Source organism: Nitrospirota bacterium (assembly GCA_040757595.1).
Taxonomy (GTDB): Bacteria; Nitrospirota; Nitrospiria; order Nitrospirales; family Nitrospiraceae; genus JBFLWP01.
This window is the reverse complement of sequence record JBFLWP010000003.1, coordinates 166,873-193,247: the sequence shown is the minus strand read 5'-3', so window position 1 is coordinate 193,247 and position 26,375 is coordinate 166,873. Positions and strand designations below refer to the sequence as shown.

The window sequence follows — 26,375 nt, the reverse complement described above, 5'->3', positions numbered from 1 at the left end:
CTACAGCAAACAGCTCCGAGCGAGCAGCCTGTCCGCCGAGCTAATGCCGGAGGCTGTTAGCTGTTGGCTGATTCATGCCATCGTCCGACCAGGTACGGCTTGCGTTTCTCGAACACCTGACACAGCGTTTCGATCCGGCCCTCGGCCTCCGTCGTGGTGAGCGCCTGGGTCTCAAGGACGAAGGTGGCGGTGCGTCCCAGGTACAGCGGCGTGAGCGCCCGGAGGAGATGCTCGCGCGGCATGGTGCGGCGGTGATGGGCGAGGGCCGCATCGTAGACGATGCGGGCCCAGAGGTCATCCGGGATGCGGAACTCCCGCAGAGGGCAACCCTTGAGCGGCAGGAGCTCTCCGAGCGTCTCCGGAGCCAGCATCTGCCGCCAGATCGGCTCCAGGTCGGTAAGGCCCTGATGGAACGTGTGGACCATGGGCTCCACGTTGACGTTGACCGGCTCCACGGCCACCTCGTACTGAAAGCCGTACAGTTTGACCGGATTCGACGCTTCCAGCTTGGCCCAGACCGCCTGGTGCTCTTCCATCAGGGCGAAGAGGGCGCCCACGACCTGCACCAGCATCGCGGAGAGGTCCGCGGCCGGATCCTTTGGGTTGTGGATTTTGGCGCCGAGGAAGCTCTGGCAAACCCGCGCGCCGCTGGCAATCGCCTCCGTCGTCATCCAGATATCGATGCCGAACCGCGCCACGTCCGACTCCCAGACGTGCTTGTCCAGGTAGTGCTCCGCGAGCCGTCCCGAAAAGCCGAAGTCGCCGCCGATCGGCTGGCGGATGCGCTGCCCGTACAGGGCCCTCGTCAGCGGGTAGGCGATGCTGTTGGTGATCGTGCCGTCGTACTTGTGGCGGAGGTAATAGGGGGCCACGTAGTCATAGCCTTCTTTCAGCACGGGCAGAACCAGCAGCTCGATCCACTCGGGCGTGATGCTGCGCAAGTCCGAATCCACCACGGCGCAGGCCCTGGCCTTCAACCGCCGCGCAATCTCGAAGATCGTCCGGAATGCGCTCCCCTTGCCGGGAATCCCGTGGTAAGGAGTGATGATCTTGTGCAGGCGACTCTGGCGCTCACTGATGAGCATGGCGCCGAAGTCCACGATCGCTCGGGCGACCGCGTCGGGAGTGCCGTCCGAGGAGCCCCCGTCCGAATTGACCAGGACCGCGCGCGCGGCGGGGAAATACTTGGCGAGCCCGGCACTGACGGCCCGGACCACGTGTTCGATCGTGCCGGCGTTGTTGAAACTGGGAATGCCGACCAGGACGTCGGCCTCGCCGATCTCCTGAACCCTGCTCTCGGTCTCCGAGGTCAAGGGTGTTGCCGCGACGGTCATGCTCAGGCCTGCCCGCTTGCGGCTGCCGGATCCCACTCGCGGTCGTCCTCGACCGCCTCGATGAGCCGGCCGAAGATATCCGGCATCGCGGCGGCCACGCGACTCCAGTTGGAAATCATCGGCACGCCCAGCGGGTCCTTCAGAAAATCCTCCGACGCCAGCTTGATGCCCTTGAGAAAGACCTCGACCGCGGTCCGCTCCTCGTGCCGGTCGAACTTCAGGCTGTTGATGGCCGCGTCGTCCTCGTAGCGCCGGATAGTTTCCTGGGCCGCCTGGAGATAGGTCGCGCGCAGCGTCTTGAGCCGCTCCTCCGACAGCACCACCCCCTCGCTCGCCAGGTTCCGCAACAGGGACTTGGTGATGTCTACGCACATCTTGTGGAGCCCCGCCTCCGGGTTGTCCGCCGACAGGGTCTGGTGTTTGTGCTCGTAGGCGTCTGCGATGTCCACTTGGCAGATCCGACGCAGCGCGCAGTTGCGATAGACCTCGGCCAGCACGCCGACCTCCAGGCCCCAGTCGCCCGGGATCCGGTTGATCCAAGCCAGATCCTTGACCATGGCGAACTCGCCGGCCAGGGGATAGCGGAACCCGTCGAGGAACGCCAGCAGCGGCTGCGCCCCCACCAGTTGCTGGAGGCTGCGAAGCAACGGCGTGATGAGGAGACGGGTGACCCGGCCGTGCATGCGGTCCGTCACGCGACTGTAATAGCCCTTGCAGAACTCATAGCCGAGATTCGGGTTGGTGATGGGATAACACAGGCGGGCCAGGTATTCGCGACTATAGCTGAGAATATCGCAGTCGTGCAGGGCGATCACGTTGCTTCGGCGGCGGGCCAGCACGTACCCGAATGCGATCCAGCAGGACTGCCCTTTCCCCGGCAGACCGATGTCAATTTCGTGCTCGACGAGGCTTTTGAGGATGTCCTGGATGCGAGGGCCGTCCACCCACACGAGACGGACGTCCTGCGGCAACACCTTGAAATATTCCTTGGCGCGCCGAAACTCCAGGGCCGACGCTTGCCCCAGTGCGACGATGATCTCGTTCAGGTAGGTGACCTGCTTCAGGTGCTCGACGATCCCCTTGAGGGCCGGTCGCTCCAACTCGGAGTAGAGCGACGGCAGGACCAACGCGACCGGATTGGTGGTCGCGTGTCGTTGCAGCTCGGCTTCAAGCTGTTCCAGGTTTGGCCGTCCGAGCCGATGTAAGACGGCCACCACGCCGTTCTGATGGAAATCGGACATCTCCGCACCTCACAGCCGTAGGAAGGCTCACGGCTTTTCTCCCGATAGTCTGAAACGATCCGGAGCCTAAGTCAACCCGATTGCGCCCGTGCCGGCTCGATCTCACGTCGAGCCATCCCTTCGGTTTACGTAGAAGTATCCGGCTCGCGTCCCGCGGGACACGCCCGACCGGGTGGATCGTGTCACGTCAGGGAACTTCCGTTTTCCCCGAAGCCTCGACACAGCCCGCTTCCAGCCGACCGATCCCGACGGATCGAACCGCGCCGTCCCCATCCGCCGCACGGATCGTCCGTTACGCCCTGCGCGGCGGGTTCGACGCTACAGGGAAAAGCACAGCCATAGATAGAGGTGGCTGATCGCCACCGACGCCAGCATCACCGGCAAGCCGAAGGCGAGAAACCGCCAGAAACTGATCGGGTAGCCGGCACGCCTGGCCATGTCCACGATCACCACGTTGGCCGTGGCTCCGATCAAGGTCCCGTTTCCGCCCAGACAGGCGCCCAACGCGAGGGCCCACCACAAGGGGAGAATGTCCGCCTGGTGCACCAGCGTCGTATAGTCCGCGACGTCCGGATGCAGCGACCGCGCAAAATCCACGATGAGCGGGTTCATGGCCGCGACGTATGGAATGTTGTCCACGATCGACGAGAGGATGGCAGACCCCCACAGCACCGTGAACGTCGTGCGGGCGACGTTGCCGGACGTGTGAGACACGAGCTGATCGGCGAGCGCACGGATCGCCCCGACCTTGACCAGCCCACCGACCAGGATGAACAGCCCGATGAAGAAGAAAATCGTTTTCCATTCGACCTGCGTGAGGTAGTCCAACTCGGCGTCTCCGCCGTTCCCGCTCCGGCCCTGGTCGGTCAGCATGAACAGGCTGGCCCCCAGCAGCGCGACCGTCGCTGGTTCGAGATGAAACAAGTCGTGCAGGCAAAAACCGAGCGTCGTAAGGGCCAGCAGCGCGAGGCATTGAATCAGCCCCGCGCGATGCCGCACGGCATCCTTGACGTTGAGCGCGAGGATCGCTTGCCGCAATTCCGGCGCGACGACCATCGACCGTCCAAAGATCAGCCAGAGCGCGCCCAGGAAGGCGGCCATGATAACGACCGTCACGGGCATCAGCATCGCGAGAAAGTCCACGTAGCCGAGGTGCGCCTTGCTGGCGATCATGATGTTCGGAGGATCGCCCACGAGCGTGGCGGTGCCGCCGATGTTGGAGGCGATCGCTTCGGCCACCAGGAACGTCACCGGATTCAGCTTCAGCCGCTTGGTCACCTCCAGCGTGACCGGCGCCATCAGCAGCACGGTGGTGACGTTGTCGAGCAGGGCGGAGACGACGGCTGTGATCGTGGCCAACAGCAGCAGCATCCGGAACGGGCGGGCTTTGGCCTTTTTGGCGGCCCAAATGGCCAAGACCTCAAAGAGCCCCGTCTTACGGGTAATGTTGATGATGACCATCATGCCGATCAGCAGGAAGATCACGTTGTAATCCACCCCGTACTCGTGCGAGTGAAACGCCTCCTCCTGCGTGAGGACGCCGACCCCGATCATGAGCGCGGCGCCGAACAGGGCCACGATGGTCTTGTGGATGCGCTCCGTGACGATCGCCAGGTAGGCGACCCCGAAGATGAGCAAGGCCAGCGTGAAATCGCTCACGACGCAGTCCCTTCCGACCGCTCGGCCGACCCGGCCGGGGCACATCCGGTCATCCGGCTGGTTCCCGGGCCCGAGGTTCCCGCGCGGCCCCGACGCCGAATCCAGAGAAAAGCCATCCGCAGAGAGCAGCGTGTCGCGGCGTTGCTTTCTGGGCTGCGGAGTCTCGGCCCGTCCGTCATGACCGACCGGGCTCCGATACCGAGGCGGGCTCGACCGGAACCGACCCCGAGGGTTCTGCGCCCCGGCGCCGCTCCAACGCCAGCGCGACCGTCATGTAAGCGACAGAGAGCGCGATCACGCTGAGCGCGTACATCGGGAACGACTCCGTGTCCTGGACGCCGGCGCTGGCCGGCATGAAGGCCATCACCGCCGCCGCCAGGCCGCGCGGCAGCATGGCGGCCGCTACGCGCCGCTCGACCGGACTCCAATTGCACCAGAGACGTCCGAACCCCTCGACCACCAGCCACCGGACGACGACGGCGAGGGCGAACAGGAGCAGGCCCACCAGCCCCACCCTCCACGTTATGGCCGACAGGTCCAGGATCAGGCCGAGCAACACGTAAAAGAACGTCCGAACCAAAAACGACAGTTCCTCGTTGAGTCGTCGAAGCGCTTCGTCCATCGAGAACTCGGCCTGATTCAACTCGTACCCGATCGCACGACGGATAGGGCCGGCGAGACGCCGCGCCAGCGTCTCCAGATTCGCCAGCACGATGCCAAACAACAAGATCGTGACTGCGCCATTCGCCCCGACAAGCTCGGCCACGTCGTACAACACCAGGATGGCCGCGAGCGTTAACATGTAGGAGAAGGTCTGGCCACGCAGCCAGGTCAAGAGCCTCGCCCAAAGCACGCCGGTGACCACGGCCAGCAACAAGGCGTCGAAGAAGGCGTGGAACACGTCGCGGACGAGGTGGGCCGACCCGGCGGGAGTGGTCAGCATGCCGATCACCGCCAGCGTCGCAATGACGACGAAGACGTCGGTGAACGCGGACTCCAGGCTGAGCAGTACCTTCGTCTCATTCCGCAGCGCGGCAAGATGGGAGACGACGGGGATGACGATTGCGCCGGTCGTGCCGCCGAGGATTGCGCCGAGCAGGACCCCGTGGAGCCAAGGGTGGTCCAGAAGGCCCGCATACACCCAGGCCGTCGCGCCGACCGTTGCGGAAAAGACGACGACCGTGAAGGCCAGGGCCAACGGCGCTTCCCGCAGGACCCTTGCGATCCGGAGATTGAGCCCGCCGTCGAACAGGATGATCAGCAAGGCCAGAGTGCCGAAGTAGGGTGCCAGCACCTGGACCCGGCTCGGCTCTACCAGGTTCAGCACCGGCCCGCCCATCACGCCCAGGGCGACGAGCAGCAACACGCTGGGGATGCCCGTCTTCTTGAGGAACAGCTCCCCGGCCAAGCCGATGAGGATGATGAAGCCGACGAGGCCAAGGACGGCCTGGACACTCAATTGCTCCATGGCAGGCCTCCGAAGGAAAAAGGAGGTGAGGAGAATCCGCGCGGCCGGAATATAGCAAGTTGCGGCCTACGCGGCAACCGCCCGGGCAGCTCCGATCGGAATGACGCTACCGGGAGGGCGGAAGGAGCAGCGGCCGGGGAAGGGTGGCGGTGTATTGCCCTTTCTTCCCGTGGACGGTGAGCTGGGCCGGGGCCTGTTCACCGGGCCGGAGAAAGGCGTGCCAGAAGTCGCCGACGTTGTAGAGCGGAACGTTGTCCACCGCCGTGATCACGTCTCCGCTCTGGAGGCCGGCTTGGGCGGCCGGCCGCGACTCTTCCACTTGCACGGCGAGGACGCCCCGATCCACCTCCAGGCTGAAGCTGGCCACGATGCTGGGCGTCACCGTGAGCGGGACGAACCCCAGGTCCGGCCGCAGCACCGTCCCGCGCACGAGCATGGACTGGATCTGGGGAAAAGCGGCGTCGATCGAGATCGCGTAGCTGATCGCCTGGGCCGCCGGCGCCACGGCGACGTTGAGGCCGACGACCCGTCCCGACAGATCCACCAACGGCCCTCCGCTGTTGCCCGGATTGATCGCCGCATCGGTCTGGATGAGGTCATACAGGGTCTCGCCGTTGGGCGCCAGGATCGACCGATCCAGGGCGCTGACCACTCCGACCGTGACCGTGGACCCGCCCCGCAAGGCGAAGGGGTTGCCGATCGCGACCACGGTCTCGCCGATCTGGAGCGAGGAAGACTGGCCCAGCTTGGCCGCGACCAGATCCTTGGCCTGAATTTTGATCAGCGCCAGATCCAGCAGGAAGTCCCTGGCGACGACCCGGCCGGGCGTAAGCCGGCCGGTCGGAAGTCCGACCACCACGCTCCCGATCCCTTCAACCAGGTGGTTGTTCGTCAGGATGTAGCCGGTCTCGGCGATGATGAGGCCCGACCCGGAACCGGGTGGCGTGGGATGCTGGCTGGAAATGGGGGGCACGCCCCTGGTCAGGACGGTCACGACGGAGGGCCTGACCGCCGCGACCACCTCCGGAACCGACATCGGCTTGGTCTTTGCCGCTTCCGGACCGTTCTGGGCCGAGACGGAGGCCGTCGAGCAGGCGAACGTCCCGATGCAGGTCATGATCAGAACGAGGATCAGGCCGCGTCCGCACAGGGCGGAACGCCCGATCCGATTGAGTCCCACGGCCACGCAGGAGCCTCCTCGGCCTCGAACGGTGCGCATTGTGGGCTAAACCGGGCAAAGTCTCAAGGGGCTTCAAAAGACGACGGGCGAGGGGAAAAGCTCCCTCGCCCGTCGTGCCGACATCCGTTCCCCTGAGCGCGTCACCGGATCGCGGCGAACAGCTCCTTGATCTCCGGCGTCTTGAGCTTCTTGATGGCCTTGGCTTCGATCTGCCTGATCCGCTCGCGGGTCACGGAGAGGTGCTGGCCCACCTGCTCGAGCGTGAAGGGCTCGTCCTGGCCGATTCCGAACCGCATCCGGATCACCGTCTGCTCCCTCGGCGTCAGCGTTCCAAGGATTCGGTCCATCTCCCTCGTCAGCTCGGTGCGATGGACATGGGCGTCCGGCGCGACCGCCTGGCGGTCCGCGATCAACTCCCCGAGGAGCGTTTCTCCGTCTCCGATCGGATTTTCCAGCGAGACCGGCTCCTGGAACGCCTGCAAGGTCTCCTGGATCTTCTCCGGGCTGGTCCGGAGGACCTTGCCCACCTCCTCGACCCGCACTTCACGGCCGAGCTGCTGCACGAGCCGCCGCGACGTCCGCACGATCCGGTGCGACGCCTCGGTCAGGTGCACCGGAATCCGGATGGTCCGTGACTGGTCCGCCAACGCGCGGGTGATCCCCTGGCGAATCCACCAGGTCGCGTAGGTGCTGAACTTGAACCCCTTGCGGTATTGGTACCGCTCCGCGGCCTTCATCAGCCCCATGTTGCCTTCCTGAACCAGATCGAGCAGGGTCAACCCGCGCCCGGTGTAGTGCTTGGCGATGTCCACCACCAGCCGCAGGTTGCAGCGGACCATCTCGTCCTTGGCCTGCTCCTGCAGGGTCCGCGACTGGCGAAGCCGGCGCCGGCAAGCCGCCAACTGCTTCACCCTGGCCGCTGCAGCCTTGCTCGGCCCCCTGGCCTCGGCTTGAAGCGCCGCCAGACAGGCCTCCGCCCGGTTCAACGCGATCGCGGAGAACCCGCTGAGCCCCCGAATCTCCTGCAAGGACTGCAGCGACTCCTGCAGATTCTCGTTCCTCCGGAGCTTGCACGCGAGGCCTGCCGCTTCCTTGAGCGCCGCGCGGATGCCGCGCGTGCCCTCGTCGATCCGCTTGGCCAGTTCGACTTCTTCTTCCCGGTTGAGCAGCGGCCGCTCGCCGAATGACCGGAAGTAGACCGACTCCAGCGCGAGTGAGGCATCCTCTTCCCGCCCGGCCCCCGCCGGTTCCGGCTTCGACTCCGGCGTCTCGGACTCGGCCGTATCCCGTTCGATCAATTCCAGCAGGTCGCTGGCTTCCGGGTCGTCCGCTTCCGGGTCCAGCGGGCGAGTCGGCTCGACCGCCCCACGCTGCCTGTCCTCTGTCAGATTCCCTTTTCCCATGATTTCGCCTACTTCGGTTTACCCGCCCCCTCGTTCCAGCTTTACGGTCTGCCATTCCTAATGGATGTTTAGAGACCGGCGGACCCCCAAAGGATTCGCCTGGGACGATCGAACGAAAATCGTCCAATATTCCCAATTGTTACGCGCCTAACCCATGAGAGAGTCCAAAACCCCACAGGCCAACAGGGTGCGGCGCGAAGTAGAGATAGCCACGAGGGGCGCGAGGTCAACTGAAGGAGGAAAGTTGGGCGGGCTATTCCATCGCGCAGAACCGGTCCAGATCCTCTTCCTTGCCGATCACCACGAGCACGTCGCCCTTCTCGATGACGTCGTCCAGGGTCGGCGTGAAGTTGAAGACGTTGTCCTTGACCATCCGGCCCTTGACCATCCTGGTCACCTGCTTCTTCACCCCGATCAGGTTGAGCTTGTGCTGCTCGCGGATCATGGTCTCCCCGAGGCGCAGCCCCGCGAGCCGGTCCGGCACGGTCACTTCCTCGATGCTGTAGCCGGGCGCCAGCTCCAGGTACTCGAGCACGTTCGGCGAGACCAACCGGTGGGCCAGCCGCACGGCGGCGTCCCGCTCCGGGTAGATGACCTCGCTCACTCCGAGGTTGGTGAGGATCTTGCCGTGGGCGTTGGTCACGGCCTTGGCGATGACGGTCTTGATGCCCATTTCCTTGAGGGCCTGGACGATCAGGATGCTGGCCTCGATGTTCTCGCCGATGCTCACCACCGCGACGTCCACGTTCTGGGTGCTGACCGCCCGCAGCGCCCGCTCGTCCGTCGCGTCACATTGGACCGCGAAGGTCGCCAGGTCGCTGATGGACTGCACCTTGCTCTCGTCGAGGTCGATCGCCAGGACCTCGCATCCCTTCCTGACCAGGGTCTCGGCCACGCTGTAGCCGAACCGGCCGAGCCCGATCACCGCAAATTGACGTTTGGCCATGGCTCACTCGCTCCAAATGGTCGTCAGGTCCCCGCCCGCAGAGGTCCTCCGCCTAGGCCTTCCGCTCCAGCCCCTTGATGAGCGGGGTGATGATGTCGATGGGGACGGGGAAGATCGTGGTGGAATTCTTTTCGGCGGCGATCTCCACGAGGGTCTGGAGATACCGGAGCTGCAAGGCCACCGGATTCTGACTGATCACGCCAGCCGCCTCGGCCAGTCGCTGGGCCGCCTGGTACTCGCCTTCGGCGTGGATGACCTTGGCCCGGCGCTCCCGCTCGGCCTCCGCCTGCCGGGCGATGGCCCGCTGCATCTCCTGGGGCAGGTCCACGTTCTTGACCTCCACGGCCGTGACCTTGACGCCCCAGGGCTCCGTCTGCTGGTCGATGATCCGCTGCAACTCGGTGTTGATCTCGTCCCGCCTGGACAGGAGATCGTCCAACTGGCTCTGTCCCAGCACGCTGCGGAGCGTCGTCTGCGCCATCATGGAGGTCGCGTAGAGGTAGTCCTCGACTTCCACGATCGCCCGCTGCTGGTCCACCACGCGGAAATAGATGACCGCGTTCACCTTGACCGTCACGTTGTCCTTCGTGATGACGTCCTGGGGCGGCACGTCCATCGCGACCGTCCGCAGGCTGACCCGGACCAGCTTGTCGACGAACGGGATGATGATCACGACGCCGGGCCCGGTGCCTCCCACGAGGCCGCGGGCCAGCCGTCCCCACCGGAAGATCACGGCCCGCTCGTATTCCCGCAGGACGTGGAACCCCATGCCGACGACCAGCGCGAACAGGATCAGAACCGTGAGCGGGCTGAAGATGAGATTCATGTCAGGCCTCCCCTTTTCTCAACGCGGGCTTCACGTGGAGTGTCAGCCCTTCCAGCCGGGTGACCTCCACCCGCTCTCCCGGCTGCACCGGCTGGTCGCTGACCGCGTCCCACAACTCGCCGTGAACCAGAACCCGCCCCTGGGGCGCGACCGCCGTCTTGGCGACCCCGATCATCCCCACCATCCCCTCCCCTCCCGTCAGCGGCGGGCGCCGCATCGCGCGGATGCCCATGCCGACCACCAGCAGGGTGAAGGCCGCCGCCATGCCGACGACGGGCAGGATGACGGCCCAGGAAATTTGCAGAAACGGGGCCCCGCCCTTCACCAACATCAGCGACCCGAGGATCATCGAGACGACGCCCCCGATCGCCAGCAGGCCGTAGCTGGTCACGGAGACTTCCAGGATGAACAGCACGATCCCGAGAAGGATCAGCAGCACGCCCGCGTAGTTCACCGGCAGCGACTGGAACGAGTAGAAGGCCAGGATGAGGCTGATCGCGCCCACGATGCCGGGGAGGATGGCGCCGGGATTGTACAGCTCGGCGAGCAGCCCGATCGTTCCGATCGTCATGAGCACGTAGGCGATGTTGGGATCGCTGAGGGTCTGGAGGAGCTCCAGCCGCCACCCCATCGGGAACTCGCGCACCGTCGCCCCCTTCGTCTTGAGCACCACGGACCCGGTGGCAAGCGCGACGGTCCGCCCCTCCAGTTTCTCGAGCAGGCCGTCGAGGTCGTCCGCCACCAAATCCACGATCTTCAGGGCCAGGGCCTCCTTTTCCGTGGCTGATACGCTTTTGCGCACTGCATCCTCCGCCCAGGCGACGTTTCGCCCCCGCTGCTCCGCGATGGACTTGATGTAGGCGACCGAGTCGTTTTCGACCTTTTCCTTCATGGTCTTGTCCATCTCGCTCCCGCCCATCGCCACCGGGTGGGCGGCGCCGATATTGGTGCCCGGCGCCATGGCGGCGACGTGAGCCGCCAACGTGAGGAAGACGCCGGCTGAGGCGGCCCGCCCTCCGGACGGCGCCACGTAGACCACCACGGGCAGCCGCGCGCCCGTGAAATCCTTGATGATCACCCGCATCGAGGTATCGAGTCCGCCCGGCGTGTCCAACCGGACGATGAGGGCCTGCGCGCCGCTCGTCTCCGCGAACGCCAGCGCGTCGTGTACGTACTCGGCCGTGACCGGGTTGACGACGCCGTCGTAGGTGGCCACGACGACCGGCTGCGCTCCCCCGGCGTGCGCCACGCCCGTGCAGGCAGCGGCCAGGAGCACGAGCCCGGCCACGGCCGATCGGGAAACGATGAACGCGCAACGCCGTCTGATCATGGAAGGCCCCATCGCCGACTTCGATTGGGCGCGCCGGGCCGCGATGGGAGGGGATAAAGAGTGGCCCCGCGTCAGAGCCGATGATACGGCCCGCGTCCCAGGGTGTCAAGAAACGAGCCCGCGGCGTCAGTAGACGGGCGGGAATCGTCCGGGCTAGAATGGCGGACCATGACTCATTTGCGCAACGGAGAGCGCGTTCACCTGGTGGACAAGAAGGGACGGCAGTACGCCGTGACGCTCAAGGCCGGGGAAACGTTCCAACTGAGCGGAGAAACGATCGCGCACGACGACGTGATCGGCAAAGCGGACGGATCGCTCGTAACGCTCTCCCGCGGGCGGCGGATGCTGGCGGTCCGGCCCACCCTGGGGGAATACGTGCTGAAGATGCCCCGCGGGGCCCAGGTCATCTACCCCAAGGACTTGGCCATGATCACGATCTGGGCCGACATCTACCCGGGAGCCCGCGTGCTCGAAGCCGGGACCGGCTCGGGAGCCCTGACCATGGCCCTGCTCCGCGCCGTCGGACCGCAGGGGGGCGTGGTGAGCTACGAAGCACGCGAGGACTTCGCCCGCACGGCGATGAAGAACATCGAGCGGTACCTCGGACCGACGCCGACCCTGGCGGTCCGACGCCAGGACATCTACGAGGGCATCGCCGAAGCGGACGGGACCTTCGACCGGATCGTCCTCGATCTGCCCGAACCCTGGCGGGTGGTGCCCCATGCGGTCCGGGCGCTCCGCTCCGGCGGGCTCTTCCTGAGCTACGTGCCGACGGTGCCCCAGGTCATGCAGACGGTGGAAGCTTTAGAACGGGCTGCGGTGTTCGGACTGATCGAGACCTTCGAAACCCTGCTGCGCACGTGGAACATCCAGGGCCGGAGCGTGCGCCCCGACCACCGGATGGTGGCGCACTCGGGATTCATCACGGTTGCCCGGAAGGTCGAGCCGGGCCTCTGGAGCGGCGGCTCAGCAGGCGACCGGCTCCAGCCCCGGCCTGAGGAAGAGGGAGCGGACGAGGGCGATCGGGAACGGGAGGGGCAAGAGCGTCCATGAAACTGACGGGCAAGGTGGCATTGGTCACGGGCGGGGGGACCGGCATCGGCGAGGCGACCGCCCGGTTGTTCGCCCGGGAAGGGGCCGCGGTCGTCGTCACCGGGCGGCGCAAGGAGCCCCTGGAGCAGGCCGCCGGGGCGATCCAGAAGGCGGGCGGCCGGGCCCTGGCCGTGGCGGGCGACGTCAGCGACGAAGCCCACGCCCGATCGGCGGTGGCGCAGGCGGTGCGGGCCTTCGGTGCGCTCAACATCCTCGTCAACAACGCGGGCATCGGGGCCTTCGGCAAGCAGCTGCACGAAGAGGACGACGCGACGTGGAACGATCTTCTGGCCGTGAACCTGACCGGCGTCTTTCGCATGACCCGGGCCGCCGTGCCCGAGCTGCTGAAAGCGGGCGGCGGCTCCATCGTCAACATCTCCTCGATTGCCGGCCTGGTCGGTATCCCGCTGACCGCCGCCTACAGTGCGACGAAGGGGGCCCTCGACGCCTTGACCCGCTGTCTGGCCGTCGACTACGCGAAGCAGGGCATCCGCTGCAACGCCATCTGCCCCGGCCTGGTGGACACGCCGATGGCGGCGCCGCTGATCGGCGATCCGGAAAAGCTGGCCTGGGCGATGAGCATGTACCCGCTCGGGAGGCCGGGCACGCCGGAGGAGGTGGCCAAGCTGATCCTCTACCTGGCGTCGGATGAATCCGCCTGGGTGACGGGCGCGATCTTCCCCATTGACGGCGGGATGACTGCCCAATAGACGAAGGGGGAGATGGAGATCAACGCCAAGACCAAGCTCTGCGGACTGCTCGGCAACCCGGTGGACCATTCCCTCTCCCCGCTCATCCACAACGCCGCGTTCCAGAAATTGGGGCTGAACTTCGTTTACCTGGCCTTCAAAGTGGAAGATTTGGACGGCGCCGTTCGCGGCATCCGGGCGCTCGGCAACCTCCGCGGTTTCAGCGTGACGATCCCCCACAAGGTCGCGATCATCCCCTTCCTGGACGAGGTGGAGCAAACCGCCAGACACATCGGGTCGGTGAACACGATCGTCGTGGACGGGGACAGGCTGACGGGCTACAACACGGACGCGTCGGGCGCGGTCCTGGCGCTGGAGCAGGCCGGCGTGACGCTCGAAGGCGCGCGGATCCTGATGCTGGGCTCCGGGGGAGCGGCGCGGGCGATCGCCTTCGCCCTGGGAGCCGGCAAGCGGGTCGGCGCGTTGAGCATCCTGGGCATCGACGAGAAGGAGCGGTCGGCGCTGGTGAAGGACCTGAGAGATCGGACCGACCTGCGCGCGGAGGAGGGTCCGATCACCGACGACCGTCTCCGGGCCGCCATCGCCCGGTCCGACATTTTGATCCATTGTACGCCGACCGGTATGCACCCCAAGGGCGACGAGACCTGCGTGCCCGCCCGCCTGCTGAATCCGCGGCTGACCGTGATGGACATCGTGTACAACCCGCGCGAGACGCGGCTGCTTCGGGAGGCCGCGGCGGCCGGCTGCCGGACGATCCCCGGACTGGAGATGTTCCTCAACCAGGCGGTCGGCCAGTTCGAGCTCTGGACCGGCCAGACCGCTCCCTCCGACGTCATGCGGGCCGTGCTCGAATCCCACTTCCGATGAACATCGTCCTGATCGGCTACCGCGGAACCGGCAAGAGCAGCGTGGGAAAAGCCCTGGCCCAGCGGCTGGAGCGCCGCTTGATCTCCACCGACGCCGAAATCGTCACACGGGCCGGCCTGCCCATCCCCGAGATCGTCCAGCGGTTCGGCTGGGAGCATTTCCGGAATTTGGAGTCGGAGGTGTGCCGCGAACTGGCCGGCCAGGACGGCTTGGTCATCGACACCGGCGGCGGCGCGATCCTGCGACAGCAGAACGTGGACCGCCTCAAGGCCAACGGCCGCCTGTTCTGGCTCACCGCGGAAGTCCGCACCATCGCCGAGCGCATCGGCGGCGACACGCAGCGGCCGTCCCTGACCGGCACCAAGTCGTTCGTCGAGGAGATCGGCGAGGTGCTGCGGGAACGGGAGCCCAAGTACCGAGCTGCGGCGGATCACGTGGTGCCGACCGACGGCAAGTCCGTGGGCGAGATCGTGCAAACGATCCTGGCCAATCTCAACCTGTAGAAGGCCGGCAGTCCGCCTTGCAAGTGGAGACCTCGTCGGCTACAATGGCGCGACTTTTTCCGGGGTCATTCTGCCCGTCATCCCATCTGCTGGCCTGCTAAGGGAGGATTCGATGGAAGCACGACGGTGGCCGCTGTGGTGCGCCTCGCTGGGGCTCGCAACGCTGTTCCTGACGGGAGGCCTGGCCGGGGCCGAGTCTTACGAACTGACCAAGTCCGACGTCATGGACCCCAAGCAAATCAAGAGCGCGGAGGTCTCCCTGTTCGGCGTCAAGCTCGGCGATCCCGAAAGCAAGGCCATGGACATCCTCGTGAACGAAAAGATCCCGGGGGTGAAGAGCGAGCTGGAGGGCACGTTCATCCTGCTCCTGGACCAGCGGAAACCGACCGGACCGATGGCCGGGGTGCGCCTCATGGACGGGAAGGTGGATTTGATCTTCATCAACAATCGATTCGCCTACAAGACACGCGGCGTCTTCCGCAACGTGCTGAACAGCGAGAGCCCGGACGAAGTCCGGAAGATCCTGGGAAAGGAAGATTCCGGGGACGAAAACGTGATGGGCGCCGTGCTGAACTATGGAAAGCAGGGATTTCTGGTGAATTATCTGGGCAAGGACGTCAACATCGAATTTTCACCCGCCCCGTAGCGAAGCCCGGCCGCCGTCGCAGGCGGACGTCACGCCGTCTCCCTCTGACCCGTCCACAGGACTGCTCCGCCCGTGCAGCCGGTCCTGGCCCGAGCTTGTCTCAAAGAGTTTCTCGACAAATTGAACGGGGAAGAGAACGGGGCGGGAGCGCGGGGAAGCCCGACGCCTCTACCGCAAGGTCGGCAGCGGCTGATCCAGCCGCTCGAGCCCGTAATGGATCAGACTGGATGCGGTGTTCCAGCGACGCCTGGCGTTCAGAAGCACGAGGAGCAGTTCCTTTCCATCCTGAGAGACCTTCGCAATCAGACACCGGCCGGCGCGCGACGTGAATCCGGTTTTCACCCCCTCCACGCCGGGCAGGCGGCCGAGCAACCGGTTCGTGTTCCTGAGCAGGTAGGTCCGATTCGCGTTGAGGGCGGTGATGACTTCCGCCTCTTCCCGCACGAGGGATCGGAAGACCGGGTGCTGCAGAGCGACCTCGCTGAGCTTCGCCAGATCCGCCGCCGTCGAGTAGTGCAACGGGCCGTCGAATCCGCAGGCGTTGCTGAAGTGGGTGTCCGTGAGCCCGAGCGCGGCGGCCTTTTCGTTCATGAGGTCCACGAAGCGCTCCTCCGACCCCGCCACGTGCTCCGCTGCGGCCAGGCAGGCGTCGTTGGCCGACGTGATCAGCATGGCCTTGAGCAGATCCTCCAGGCGGAAGACGTAGCCGGACCGGAGCCCCAGGCGGATCTTGTGCGCGGTCGCCGCCTTGCGGCTCACGGTGGCGGAGTCCTGGAGCTGCCCCTGCTCCAGGATCACCAGCGCCGACATGATCTTGGTTAAGCTGGCCGGCGAGAGCCGCTGGTCCGAGCCGAATTCGTACAGGGTCCGGCCCGTGGCCAGATCCTTGAGCAACACCCCGCTGGCGGCGTAACGGAACCCGTGGAACGGCCGGAGCGCCCGGTGGCGTTCGATGCGTGCGGTCCGGGCGGCGGACGCGGAGGCCACGTGGGATACGGCGTAAGAGGGAAGGGGGGAGGTCTCGGCTCGTGACGCCGCCGGCGCCATCGCGGCCATGACGGCTGTCGCGCAAGCCAGGCCGAGCAGGTTCCCGCAGAACCCGGTCAATGAACGGCTACAACGTGATGGTCTCACGAACCTTCGCACCACGCACCGCGCTGTCGAGCACCTTGTGAAAGAACCGCAACAGATCGGCCAGGTCCAGCCAGAACCCGCAATTGAGGCATCGCGCGTACAGACGGCGGTTGAGCAGCGTATAGTGCCGCTCGACCATCATGTAGCCCTTGCACTTCAGGCAATGCATTCCGTTGTCGGCTGAAGGCGTTCAAACCTTGAGCCCGTCCTGTGGGTACGGCGCGCTTGCTCGCTGCTTCTACCTTGCCCCAGCTGGACTGTCAAGCGGAATCGCTCCTTTTCAACGTAACCGACCCAGGATCAACGCCAGACAGCCGGCCAGCAAGCCGCCGCCGAGAATCGTGATCGCGAAGCTGAAGAACCCGCTCCCGCCGGGATGCGTGTCGTAGAGGAGGTCCCGCACCCCGCCTTGCACCATCAGCACCGCGAGCGTGGTCAACGACCCCATGCCGAACCACCAGAGAAACCGCCTCATTGCGGAACGCGCTCCCGCTCCGGCGTCCCCCGACTCCCATAAAGCCGGGGCCCGCGCGAATCTAGCCGACCGATGATTGCCTGTCAAGGCACGAGAAGGCTCAGGAATGGCCGGACGCGCTCGGCTGGTGCTGCGCCTTGAGCCCGCGATGCAGGAAGATCGAGATGCTCCCGGTTCCGTTGTTCGCGACGGCCAGTCCCGGCTCTTCGGACTGCCTGGCCGTCAGGCTCAGCAGGGCGATCGCGAAGGGCCCGCCTTTCGTCTTGTAGTTCATCGGAGGATATTGGAACGTGCCGTCCCCGCGACCGAAGAGGATGGACAGGTCGTTCGACTGGACGTTGACGATCGCCACGTCGGTCAGATGATCTCCGTCGAAGTCGCGGGCGAGGCCGTAGACCGGTCCCGCATCGGCCCCGGCCTCCTTGCCGGCCTGGAAGGTGCCGTTGCCGTTGCCGAGAAAGATCGTGAACGTGTCCATCTCCCCGTTCATGACCAACAGATCGGTCAGCTGGTCGTTGTTGAAATCCGCGAACGTCACCCCGAGGGGGCGCTTGCCGGTCCGGTAGTCGGTGGGCTTCTGAAAGGTGCCGTCGCCGTTGCCGAGCCAGATGGAGACCGCGCTGCTCATCGGACCGCCGTTCGTGACGGCCAGGTCCGGCTTTCCGTCCCGATTCAGATCGGAGGCCGCGATCGATGTCGGGGTGTCGCCGTATTCATAGAGCGCCCCTTCCGCGAACGAACCGTCCCCGTTCCCCAGCAACACCTTGATCTTGTCGTTCCGTAAGGCGACCGCGAGGTCCGGCTTTTGATCTCCGTTGAAGTCCCCGCCGGCGACGGAGACCGGTGTCTTGTTCACCGTATATCGCTGGCCCAAGCCGAATGCGCCGTTCGCCAGACCTAGGAACACGGCCACCTGATCGCTGCCCGAACAGGCCACCGCCAAGTCCACGCGCCCGTCCCCGTTGTAGTCTCCGAGCGCCAGCGCGCGCGGCTCCTTTGCCGCCTCGATCTGAACCTGTTCCTTGAACGTCCCGTCCCCGTTGCCGAAGAGGACGGAGAGGGAATTGTGGGCGATGTTGGTGGTGATGAGATCCGTCAGGCCGTCCTGGTTGAAATCGGCCGCCGCGATCGAAGTCGGGTTCTTGCCGACCTGGTAGGTCGCAAACAGGTAGAAGAGGTCCGGGGGAACGTAGGCGTCCTTTTGAACGCACCCGCCCGTCAGTGCCAGGGCCAGTGCGAGCCCCGTGCGCAGCAGAATCCCGTTACGGCGCGGCCGGCGGGCAAAAATCGACCGATGTCTCTCGTAGCTTGGCATGGGGCGCCGTTCAAGGTCACGCCTGCTGGTGGCGGGAGGGCTTGCCAGAGGCCCGATCATGTGGGGAGAGTATACAGACCCCTCCAACAGGACGCAACGAGCAGGCGGCCGTGGTCCCGAGCCCATCCACCCGGTGGCACCGGCCTTCCGGCAAGGTTCCCTCTGGCAGATGAGCGTCGGAATGGGATAGAATGCGCCCTGGCCCGTTGCGATTTCAGGGCAACGGGCATCCAGGAGGAACCGATGGCGGAAACGGTGAAGATCGAATTGACGATGTATGGCGTCGCCGAAGTGTTGAAATGGTGCATCGACCGAAACAAGGGTCGGATTCCGGGGGTGGATACGGAGGGCTTCAAGAAGATGCAGGCGCTCCTGGCCGAAAAGCCCCAGTCAGGCGACTACTTCACGCTGGATCAGTTCTGGAAAAAGAAGGTCGTGCTGGAATTCACGCCTGAGGAAGTGGCCATCATTGACCGGTGCCTGTACGACATCCCGAACTTCGACAACGTCCCGCTGCCGCAGATCCGCCACAAGTTCTGGCCCCAGCAGCCCGCCGCCCACTGAGCCCGGCGGTCAGCCTCCTCATTCCGTCCCGACGACCGGATTGAAGGCCTGGAGAGCCGCCGGAACGGGCCTTGCGAATCAGGCCTGGGCCGTGGTTTATTGAACTTGGTGGAGGTTGCTTACTTCGGTTGTGCCCCGAAGTAACTGACGTCTCTTTGTCCTCCTGTAGGGACGTCCCTCCACCACTTGTCCCGCTTTACCTCCCGACGTTCCCAGCCAGCACGGTTCCCTCGTCGCTTCCGGAACGGCCGGGCCCTGTCGAAGTGACGGGGGTCCCGGGGCTCCTCAACCGGTCGGCGCAAAACCGGGTCACGGGATCGGATTCCGAATCCGGATCAACCCCGTCCCAGAAGACGGAACGGACGTTCCAGCGGATCACCGGATAGAAGACGACCCCGGGCCCAGTCAGCAGCACCATCCGGAGATCGGACAGCACCCGCTCCTCGTCCAGACGCACCTGCACGCGCTGATAGACACGATCGTACCAGGCGAACATCGGCTGGTAACGGATCCGCGTTTCGCGCAGCCGCTGGTAGGCGAGCGAGGCCGATTCGTCGGGCGTGAGCGGGGCCGACGCGGTCAGGGCTACCGGGCTGGCGGGGAACAGGGCAATGGGACGGTTCAGCCCGGCGTCGCGGCGGCGCAGCGCCTCGCGCCAGGAGGCCTCCAACCGCGCGAGCTCGTCCTGCGCGTCCAGGTACGCCGGGGTCAGGCTGGCGAGACACTCGCCGTCGCGCTTGAGCCCCGTGGCGCAACCGGCCAGGAGGACGACCGCCAGGGCCAGCCTGCAGAGACCGTGAAACGTGAGACGTGAACGGTAAGAGCTACCGGATCGAGAGGGAAGGAAGGTGAACACGTTGAGCCTCAGGTCTCACGTTTCACGTCTCACCTTTCACGTCCTGTTAGAGGGGGCCTTCCCCCTTGAGATAGCGACGGAACCGGTCCATGAGCTCGGCGCCGAGCGTCCCGCCCTCCGGCTTCTTGGTCTCCGGATTCTTGAAGTGCTGCCGGATTTCCTCGAGGCGTTTCTCGGCCTGCTCGTTCCCTTGCAGACGCTTGGTCTTCTGGAGCGCCGTCTCGAACGCGTCGAACGTGAGCTCCTGATAGCCGAAGCTCCGGATGCGCTTCACGGCCTTCATCATCGCCTCGTTCCGGAACTTCGTGAGGTGCTCAGAATCGATCTCCTTCAGGCCCAGCTTGCGGGCCCGGCGCTCGGCCGCCTTCCTGATCCCGCTCCGCACGAAGTCCGGGGAGGTCTGGAGGCGCTTCCAGGCTTCGTCCGTCCAGGCGATCCGCTCCTGCGGCGCGTCCCAGAGCCGGCTCAGCGCCGCCTCGTCGATCTGGGCGATCCCCTTCTCACGGGCCAGGTCCTCCGTGTCCCGCTTCAGCATGTCGGCCACGAAGTCCATCGCGATGGGCGGCGAGTGCTTGATCTTGTCCCGGAGCCGGGCCAGGGCGCCCTCGGTCCACTCCATGGGCGGCCGGGCCTGCTCCTCCCGATCACCCAAAGCCTCCACCCGCTGGAACAGCTCGACGTTGACCTCGAGGTGACCGCCCTCCGCCGCCAATTCCTCGGCGATCTGCTTGATCATGGGCCGCATGAACTCGGGCACGGTCTCCAGCCGCTCCCGCGCGGCGGCGGTCCAAGGGAGCTGCCCCTTCTCCATCTGGGCGGCGGCGGCCGCCATGCCGGCCTCTCCGCCCATGCGCCCCATCATCTGGCTCTTGAACCGGTCCAGGATCTCGGCGGTGATCTCGCCGTAGCCCAGCTCCCGAGCCTTCTTCTCGGCCAGCTTCTTCACCATGCCCCGGAGGAAGACCGGGGCCCGCTCCATGCGTTTGAGCGCCTCCTCGGTCCAGACGATTTCTGAGGTGGCAGCCGATTCCCCTGCGTCGTAGCTTCCCATCGTGACCCGCTCAGCGGCGAGGGCCGCGGTTACTTGTTCAGCAGTTCCTTGAGTTCTTTCCCGGCTTTGAAGAAAGGCACCTTTTTGGCCGGCACGGAGACGGTGGCGCCGGTCTTGGGGTTGCGGCCCTCCTTCATCCGGCGGGCGCGCAGGCGGAAGCTTCCGAAGCCCCGGATCTCGGTCTTGTCCCCCTTCTGCAGGGAATTGCGGATGCTGTTGAAGATGGTGTTCACCACGATCTCGGCCTGCCGTTTCGTCAACGTGGGAACTTCCGCCGCCACCCGTTCGATGATCTGTGCCTTCGTCATTCCTCCGCCTCCTCTCTGAGCTGCCAGCGGCCAGCTTGGAGACACAGCCTTCGGGTTTTCGAGCGCCGCTCGCTCAAGGCTGAGTGCTCCGCGTTCAGAACGCCATCAGGTATTTGAGGCTGACTCCCGTCTGGAAATCCAACCGGGGGAGCGACCCGAACAGGTGGCTCTCGAGCAGCTCGCGAATGGAAAACCGCCGCTTCGGCTCCACGACCTTCGGCTCTCCCTCGATCCCGCCCATCTCGCCCGCGAGCCTGATCGCGTCTTCCAGGTCCCCCAGCTCATCGACCAGCTTCGCCGCCACGGCCTGCCGGCCGGTGAAAATGCGCCCGTCGGCCAGCGGCTGCACGTCCCGCACGTCCAACGCCCGACCCTCGGCGACCGCCTCGATGAACTGCCGGTGCACGTCGTCCATCACGGCTTGCAGGATCCGCCGGTCCGACTCGTCCATCTTTCTGAACGGGGAGCCGATATCCTTGTGCTGGCCGCTCTTCACCACCACGCTCTCCACGCCGATCTTCTTGAGCAGCCCCTCCAGGTTCGCCAGCTCCATGATGACGCCGATGCTGCCCGTCAGCGTGCCGGGATTGGCGATGATGCGGTCCGTCGCCGCGGCGATGTAGTAGCCGCCCGAGGCCGCCACGGTCCCCATGGACGCGACGACCGCCTTGTTGTTCTTGTTGCGGACGCGCTTGACCGCGTCGTGGATTTCCTGCGAGGGGACGACCCCGCCGCCGGGGCTGTCGATCCGCAGCACGATCGCCTTGACCGATGGGCTTTCCGCGTACCGCTTCAGGTCGCTGACCGTCTGGTGGGCGTCCAGGATCACGCCCTCGACCCGGATCAGCGCAACGCGATCCTCGCCGGAAAGATCCATGTCCGGCCCCAGGACGTTGGCCAGGATCGTGAGCACGAATCCGGCGACCAACAGCCAGAAGAGCAGCCGCAGAGGCTTGAACCGTCGAGGCGGCTGCTGGGTGGAGTCTTGGGTCATGGCTCCGGGGCTCCTCCGCCCCGTCTACGGCACGTGCGCTCACGGCGCAGGCCGATCGCTTTCGACGCGGGCGCCGGCTCAGCCGTTCTCCTGGTCACCGTCGCCCCGCTTCCTGCTTTTCTTGGCCGCACGACCCAGGGTCTGATCCACCGAGCCCTGGCTGGCATGGAACTCGTCCACCTGGCGCCGCTCGGAATCCAACTGATGCTCGCGAAGGCTGAGCGCGATCTTGCGCTCGTCCCGGTCCACCTTGATGATCTTGGCGGACACCTGGTCGCCGACCTTGAACTTCTCGTCCATGCGCGCGTGCGGCTCCAGGCCGATCTCGCTGATGTGGATCAACCCCTCCACCGCGCCTTCCAGCTCCACGAACACGCCGAAGTCGGTGATCTTCGAGACCTTCCCATCCGCGCCGGCCCCGACCTTGTAGCGCTGCGGGATCTCCTCTTCCCACGGATCGCGCGAGAGCTGCTTGTAGCCGAGCGAGAGCCGCTCCTTCTCCTTGTCGATCCGCAGCACGACCGCCGAGACCTTCTGCCCCTTCTTGAAGAGCTCGGAGGGGTGCTTGACGTGCTTGGTCCAGGACATGTCGGAGATGTGGATCAACCCGTCGATCCCCTCGTCGAGCCCGATGAAGGCGCCGAAGTCGGTGAGGCTCTTGACCTTCCCCTCGATGCGGGTGCCGGGCGGGTACTTGGACTCGATCATGTCCCAGGGATTCGGGGCGGTCTGCTTCATGCCCAGCGAGATCTTACGGTTGTTGGGGTCCACGTTCAGCACGGCCGCCTCGACCTGGTCGCCCACGGAGACCAGCTTGGAGGGGTGCCGCACCTCGTGGGTCCAGGACATCTCGGAGACGTGCACGAGCCCCTCGACGCCGGGCTCCAGCTCCACGAAGGCCCCGTAGTCCGTCAGGCTCACGACCTTGCCGCGCACCCGGGTGCCGACCGGATAGCGGGCCCCCACGTTCGTCCACGGATCCGCGGTCTTCTGTTTGAGCCCCAGGGAGATCCGGCCGGTCTCCCGGTCGTATTTGAGCACCATCACCTCGACCTTGTCCCCGATCACGAACAGCTCGGACGGATGGCCGACCCGTCCCCAGGACATGTCCGTGATGTGCAGGAGGCCGTCGATCCCGCCCAGGTCAATGAAGGCCCCGTACTCGGTGATGTTCTTCACGGTGCCCTGGATCAACTGGCCCTCCTTGAGGGTGGAGAGCGTGCTCTGCCGCTTCCGGTCGCGGGTCTCCTCGAGCAGCACCCGACGCGACACGACCACGTTGCCGCGGCGGTGGTTGATCTTGATGATCTTCAGCGGGAAGGTCTTGCCGACCAGCGAGTCGAGGTCGCGCACGGGGTGGAGGTCGATCTGGGAACCGGGCAGGAACGCCTTGACGCCGATGTCCACCATCATGCCGCCCTTGATGCGGGAGATGATGCGGCCCTCGACGACCCGCTCCTCCTTGAAGGCCTTCTCCAAATCCTCCCAGACCTTCATCTTGTCGGCTTTTTCCTTGGACAGGATGAGGTTGCCTTCGGCGTCCTCGCGCTCCTCGATGTAGACCTGGAGCCGGTCGTTGACCTTGAGGGCGGCCAGCTCCTCGCCGGAGAACTGGTCGGCCGGGATGATGCCCTCCGATTTGTAGCCGATGTCCACGACCACCCGGTCCTTGCTGACCGCGACGACGCGGCCCTCGATGATCGTGCCTTCCTCGAAATTGCGGAAGGTTTCCTCGTAGAGGGCGGCCAGGGCCCCCCGGTCCATCTGCTCGCTTGTCTGCTTCGACGCCGTATCCATGCTTCTGATCCTAATCCTTTGCTTTACCGACAACGGTCGGGTGCTGATGGTTGTCCATGTCCGGCCCCACTCAGCGCTATGGGATCGGACAGCCGTCCCTGCGGAGGGCCCGCCGGCGGGGCCACCCGGCCCAGTTCGGCGATCCGTTCCATCACGGTTCGGCTCACGTAACGATAGAACTCCTTGCCCTTCAACTGCTGCGCGTCCTTCGAGAAGTCGATCGGCTCCCCGAAGGTGACCCGGACCGGGTGGAAGCGAACCCGGGACGCCCTGGGCGGCAGAGCCTGGAAGGCCCCTTCGATATAGGCCGGCACCACCGGACAGCCGGTCTCCTCGACGATCACGCCGATCCCCGGCTTCCCCGGCTGCAACCGGCCGTCCACCGTGCGCGTGCCCTCCGGATAGATCACCACCGCCCGGCCTTCCTTGATGAGCCCGATCGCCTTGCCGAACCCCTCGCGGTCCAGCCGGTCCGGCCGGATCGGAATCCAGCCCAACTGTCGGCAGGCCCACCGCAGTCCCGGGATGGGAAACAGATCCTGACGTCCCAGAAAGGCGACCCGCCTGGGGATCCCAATGCCCAGGAGCGGAATGTCCAGGTAGCTGCCGTGGTTGGCCGCCACCAAAACCCCACCGTCCCTGGGAACGTGGGCCTGTCCCGCCACCCGGTACCGGAAGCAGACCCGCGCGATCAGGCCGAACAGCAGCCAGAGAAACCAATAGACAACCGCACTCACAGCCTGGTCGCGATCACGGCCAGCATGCGCTCCACGACCTGTTCCACTCCCAGGACGGACGTGTCGATCACAATGGCATCCGCCGCCGGGATCAACGGGGCGACCTCCCGGGAACGATCTTGGGTGTCGCGGGTCTGGATCTCCCGGCGCGTCTCGTCCAGACGCGCGACGTGTCCGGACGCCGCCAACTCCCGGTGACGGCGCGCGGCGCGGACCTCCACGTCCGCGTCGAGAAAGAACTTCACGTCGGCGGCCGGGAACACCTTCGTGCCGAGGTCCCGCCCCTCCCCCACCACGCCGCCCGCGGCGCCGATCTGCCGCTGGATCGGGAGCAGCCAGTCCCGCACCGCCGGAATCGCGGACACGATGGAAGCCAGGCGGCTGATCTCCGGAGTCCGAATCTGTTCGGTCACGTCCCGCCCGTCCACGGAAATGCGCGGGCGCCCGGGCCCGTCCTCCATCGCCACTTTGGTCGAGGGGAGCAGCGCGGCCACGGCCTGGCTCTGAGCCGGATCGATCCCCCGCTCGCGCACCTTCCAGGCCAGGGCCCGGTAGAGCGCGCCGGTGTCGAGGTAGAGGTATTTCAGTCGCGACGCGAGCAGCTTCGCCACCGTGCTCTTGCCGGCCCCGGCCGGTCCGTCAATCGTCACGACGAACCGCCGTTCGCGCTGCTGCGTACTCGCACCAGCAGCCCGCCCAGCGTCCCGGTGGGGGTGCATTATAGTCTTTGTCATGACTTTGTCAATAATTCCAACAGCTTGCCTTCAAACCCCGGAAACGAGGTCTCGATGCAAGCCGTGTCGGCGATCTGCGAAGCCCCCTCAGCCATCAGCGCGGCCACAGCCAGGGACATGGCCACCCGGTGATCGCCGTAACTCGTGCAAGCCGCTCCGCGGAAGGGACGGCCGCCGGACCCGCTGATGACCAACCCGTCCGGTCGCTCGGTCACCGCCACGCCCATCTTGCGCAGCTCCGACGCCATCGTCGCGATCCGGTCGCTCTCCTTGACGCGCAACTCCTCCGCACCGGAGACGACGGTGTCGCCCTCGGCCAGGGCCGCAGCCACGCACAGGATCGGAAACTCGTCGATCGTCCGAGGGATGCGATCGGCCCCGATCCTCGTTCCGCGCAGGGACGCGGAGCGGACGCGCAAGTCCGCCACCGGCTCGCCCGCCTCCTCCCGCTGGTTGAACACCTGGATGTCGGCCCCCATCTCTTTCAGGGTCTCCAGAAGGCCGGTCCTCGTAGGATTCACTCCGACTCCCGTGATCGTCACGTCCGAGCCGGGCACGATCGTCGCCCCGACGAGAAAAAAGGCCGCAGACGACAAGTCCCCCGGCACGAGCACGGTCCGGCCCGGCCAGCCGACGGAGGGCCGTCCCTGGATCGACACGGTGGTCCCCTCTTCCTTCACGGGGACGCCGAAGAACCGGAAGATGCGCTCCGTATGGTCCCGGGACCGACGCGGCTCCGTGATGCTGGTGGTCCCCTCCGCATAGAGGCCGGCCAGGAGCAGCGAGGACTTCACCTGGGCGCTGGCCACGGGCGAGGCGTAGACGATCCCGCGGAGCCGGCTGCCGGTGACGGCGAGCGGCGCCAGCGAGCCGCCCTTGCGCCCGGCGATGACGGCGCCCATCTCTCTGAGCGGCTTGACGACGCGGCCCATCGGACGGCGCCGGACGGACTCGTCGCCGGTCAGGATCGTGAAAAAATCCTGCCCGGCCAGGAGCCCGGTCAGGAGGCGGATGCCGGTGCCGGAGTTGCCGCAATCCAGAGGCTGCTCCGGCTCCGCGAGCCCCCAGAGGCCCTTGCCGGAGACGCGCAGCCGGTCCGGCTCTTCCCCGATCCGCACGCCCATCGCCCGGAACGAGCGGGCCGTGTTCAGACAGTCCTCGCCCGGACAGTAGCCGCGGATCTCGCTCTCCCCCTCGGCCAGGGA

27 protein-coding genes are annotated in these 26,375 nt (G+C 65.9%); 6 read left to right on the top strand and 21 right to left on the bottom strand.

Annotation, left to right across the window (positions count from 1 at the left end):
* Nucleotides 1-56 precede the first annotated feature (56 nt).
* The 9 genes from AB1411_04565 to AB1411_04525 form a co-directional block, all read right to left on the bottom strand.
* On the bottom strand, nt 57-1,370 hold the full coding sequence (locus AB1411_04565; protein ID MEW6542867.1) for a glycosyltransferase: 1,314 nt from the start codon (nt 1,368-1,370) through the stop codon (nt 57-59).
* Nucleotides 1,337-2,575: a glycosyl transferase gene (locus tag AB1411_04560; GenBank protein ID MEW6542866.1), complete on the bottom strand. Its 1,239-nt coding sequence runs from the start codon at nt 2,573-2,575 to the stop codon at nt 1,337-1,339. Before AB1411_04560 ends, AB1411_04565 begins: the two co-directional genes overlap by 34 nt.
* 318 nt (nt 2,576-2,893) lie before the next feature.
* Nucleotides 2,894-4,234 (bottom strand): ArsB/NhaD family transporter, encoded by a 1,341-nt coding sequence (locus tag AB1411_04555; protein MEW6542865.1) that lies wholly within the window; start codon nt 4,232-4,234, stop codon nt 2,894-2,896.
* Between the two features lie 175 nt (nt 4,235-4,409).
* Entirely contained in the window at nt 4,410-5,702 is a 1,293-nt protein-coding gene (locus AB1411_04550; GenBank protein ID MEW6542864.1) for a cation:proton antiporter, read from the bottom strand.
* 106 nt (nt 5,703-5,808) lie between these two features.
* Nucleotides 5,809-6,888, bottom strand: coding sequence for a trypsin-like peptidase domain-containing protein (locus AB1411_04545; protein MEW6542863.1), 1,080 nt, complete (start codon nt 6,886-6,888; stop codon nt 5,809-5,811).
* A 134-nt stretch (nt 6,889-7,022) separates the two neighbouring features.
* Nucleotides 7,023-8,285, bottom strand: coding sequence for a sigma-70 family RNA polymerase sigma factor (locus AB1411_04540; protein ID MEW6542862.1), 1,263 nt, complete (start codon nt 8,283-8,285; stop codon nt 7,023-7,025).
* A gap of 253 nt (nt 8,286-8,538) precedes the next feature.
* A complete protein-coding gene (locus tag AB1411_04535) occupies nt 8,539-9,231 on the bottom strand; it encodes a TrkA family potassium uptake protein (protein ID MEW6542861.1) in 693 nt (230 codons plus the stop codon).
* A 52-nt stretch (nt 9,232-9,283) separates the two neighbouring features.
* A complete protein-coding gene (locus AB1411_04530; protein ID MEW6542860.1) occupies nt 9,284-10,057 on the bottom strand; it encodes a slipin family protein in 774 nt (257 codons plus the stop codon).
* A gap of 1 nt (nt 10,058) precedes the next feature.
* Complete coding sequence (locus AB1411_04525) at nt 10,059-11,387, bottom strand: nodulation protein NfeD (GenBank protein MEW6542859.1); 1,329 nt, start codon at nt 11,385-11,387, stop codon at nt 10,059-10,061.
* A 168-nt stretch (nt 11,388-11,555) separates the two neighbouring features.
* Between AB1411_04525 and AB1411_04520 the strand changes: the two genes are divergently transcribed.
* The 5 genes from AB1411_04520 (at nt 11,556) to AB1411_04500 (ending at nt 15,205) form a co-directional block, all read left to right on the top strand.
* Entirely contained in the window at nt 11,556-12,440 is an 885-nt protein-coding gene (locus tag AB1411_04520; protein MEW6542858.1) for a tRNA (adenine-N1)-methyltransferase, read from the top strand.
* Nucleotides 12,437-13,189 (top strand): glucose 1-dehydrogenase, encoded by a 753-nt coding sequence (locus tag AB1411_04515; protein MEW6542857.1) that lies wholly within the window; start codon nt 12,437-12,439, stop codon nt 13,187-13,189. The genes AB1411_04520 and AB1411_04515 overlap by 4 nt, the downstream gene beginning before the upstream one ends.
* A gap of 12 nt (nt 13,190-13,201) precedes the next feature.
* The gene (locus AB1411_04510; GenBank protein MEW6542856.1) at nt 13,202-14,056 is read left to right on the top strand and encodes a shikimate dehydrogenase; all 855 of its coding nucleotides are present in this window, start codon (nt 13,202-13,204) and stop codon (nt 14,054-14,056) included.
* On the top strand, nt 14,053-14,559 hold the full coding sequence (locus AB1411_04505) for a shikimate kinase (GenBank protein MEW6542855.1): 507 nt from the start codon (nt 14,053-14,055) through the stop codon (nt 14,557-14,559). The genes AB1411_04510 and AB1411_04505 overlap by 4 nt, the downstream gene beginning before the upstream one ends.
* Nucleotides 14,560-14,671: 112 nt before the next feature.
* On the top strand, nt 14,672-15,205 hold the full coding sequence (locus AB1411_04500; protein ID MEW6542854.1) for a hypothetical protein: 534 nt from the start codon (nt 14,672-14,674) through the stop codon (nt 15,203-15,205).
* A 168-nt stretch (nt 15,206-15,373) separates the two neighbouring features.
* Here the strand turns inward: AB1411_04500 and AB1411_04495 are convergent, their stop codons facing one another.
* The 4 genes from AB1411_04495 to AB1411_04480 form a co-directional block, all read right to left on the bottom strand.
* Nucleotides 15,374-16,312 (bottom strand): D-alanyl-D-alanine carboxypeptidase family protein, encoded by a 939-nt coding sequence (locus AB1411_04495; protein ID MEW6542853.1) that lies wholly within the window; start codon nt 16,310-16,312, stop codon nt 15,374-15,376.
* A 7-nt stretch (nt 16,313-16,319) separates the two neighbouring features.
* On the bottom strand, nt 16,320-16,508 hold the full coding sequence (locus tag AB1411_04490) for a hypothetical protein (GenBank protein MEW6542852.1): 189 nt from the start codon (nt 16,506-16,508) through the stop codon (nt 16,320-16,322).
* Between the two features lie 111 nt (nt 16,509-16,619).
* Complete coding sequence (locus AB1411_04485; protein MEW6542851.1) at nt 16,620-16,814, bottom strand: hypothetical protein; 195 nt, start codon at nt 16,812-16,814, stop codon at nt 16,620-16,622.
* 100 nt (nt 16,815-16,914) lie between these two features.
* Complete coding sequence (locus tag AB1411_04480; GenBank protein ID MEW6542850.1) at nt 16,915-18,129, bottom strand: VCBS repeat-containing protein; 1,215 nt, start codon at nt 18,127-18,129, stop codon at nt 16,915-16,917.
* A 243-nt stretch (nt 18,130-18,372) separates the two neighbouring features.
* Between AB1411_04480 and AB1411_04475 the strand changes: the two genes are divergently transcribed.
* Nucleotides 18,373-18,693, top strand: a complete 321-nt coding sequence (locus AB1411_04475) for a hypothetical protein (protein MEW6542849.1) — start codon at nt 18,373-18,375, stop codon at nt 18,691-18,693.
* 196 nt (nt 18,694-18,889) lie between these two features.
* On the opposite strand, the gene AB1411_04470 is transcribed toward AB1411_04475, so the two are convergent.
* The 8 genes from AB1411_04470 to aroA all read right to left on the bottom strand — a co-directional run.
* Nucleotides 18,890-19,549, bottom strand: coding sequence for a hypothetical protein (locus AB1411_04470; protein ID MEW6542848.1), 660 nt, complete (start codon nt 19,547-19,549; stop codon nt 18,890-18,892).
* A gap of 46 nt (nt 19,550-19,595) precedes the next feature.
* Entirely contained in the window at nt 19,596-20,600 is a 1,005-nt protein-coding gene (locus AB1411_04465) for a hypothetical protein (protein ID MEW6542847.1), read from the bottom strand.
* Nucleotides 20,601-20,629: 29 nt separating this feature from the next.
* Nucleotides 20,630-20,908 carry an HU family DNA-binding protein gene (locus AB1411_04460; protein ID MEW6542846.1) on the bottom strand — a complete coding sequence of 93 codons (279 nt, stop codon included), beginning with the start codon at nt 20,906-20,908 and terminating at the stop codon, nt 20,630-20,632.
* A 94-nt stretch (nt 20,909-21,002) separates the two neighbouring features.
* The gene (gene sppA / locus AB1411_04455; GenBank protein MEW6542845.1) at nt 21,003-21,902 is read right to left on the bottom strand and encodes a signal peptide peptidase SppA; all 900 of its coding nucleotides are present in this window, start codon (nt 21,900-21,902) and stop codon (nt 21,003-21,005) included.
* Nucleotides 21,903-21,980: 78 nt separating this feature from the next.
* A complete protein-coding gene (locus AB1411_04450) occupies nt 21,981-23,732 on the bottom strand; it encodes a 30S ribosomal protein S1 (GenBank protein ID MEW6542844.1) in 1,752 nt (583 codons plus the stop codon).
* Complete coding sequence (locus AB1411_04445; protein ID MEW6542843.1) at nt 23,723-24,436, bottom strand: lysophospholipid acyltransferase family protein; 714 nt, start codon at nt 24,434-24,436, stop codon at nt 23,723-23,725. The genes AB1411_04450 and AB1411_04445 overlap by 10 nt, the downstream gene beginning before the upstream one ends.
* On the bottom strand, nt 24,433-25,086 hold the full coding sequence (gene cmk / locus AB1411_04440; protein MEW6542842.1) for a (d)CMP kinase: 654 nt from the start codon (nt 25,084-25,086) through the stop codon (nt 24,433-24,435). The genes AB1411_04445 and cmk overlap by 4 nt, the downstream gene beginning before the upstream one ends.
* A gap of 80 nt (nt 25,087-25,166) precedes the next feature.
* On the bottom strand, nt 25,167-26,375 hold a 1,209-nt coding region (gene aroA / locus AB1411_04435; GenBank protein ID MEW6542841.1), incomplete at its 5' end, for a 3-phosphoshikimate 1-carboxyvinyltransferase.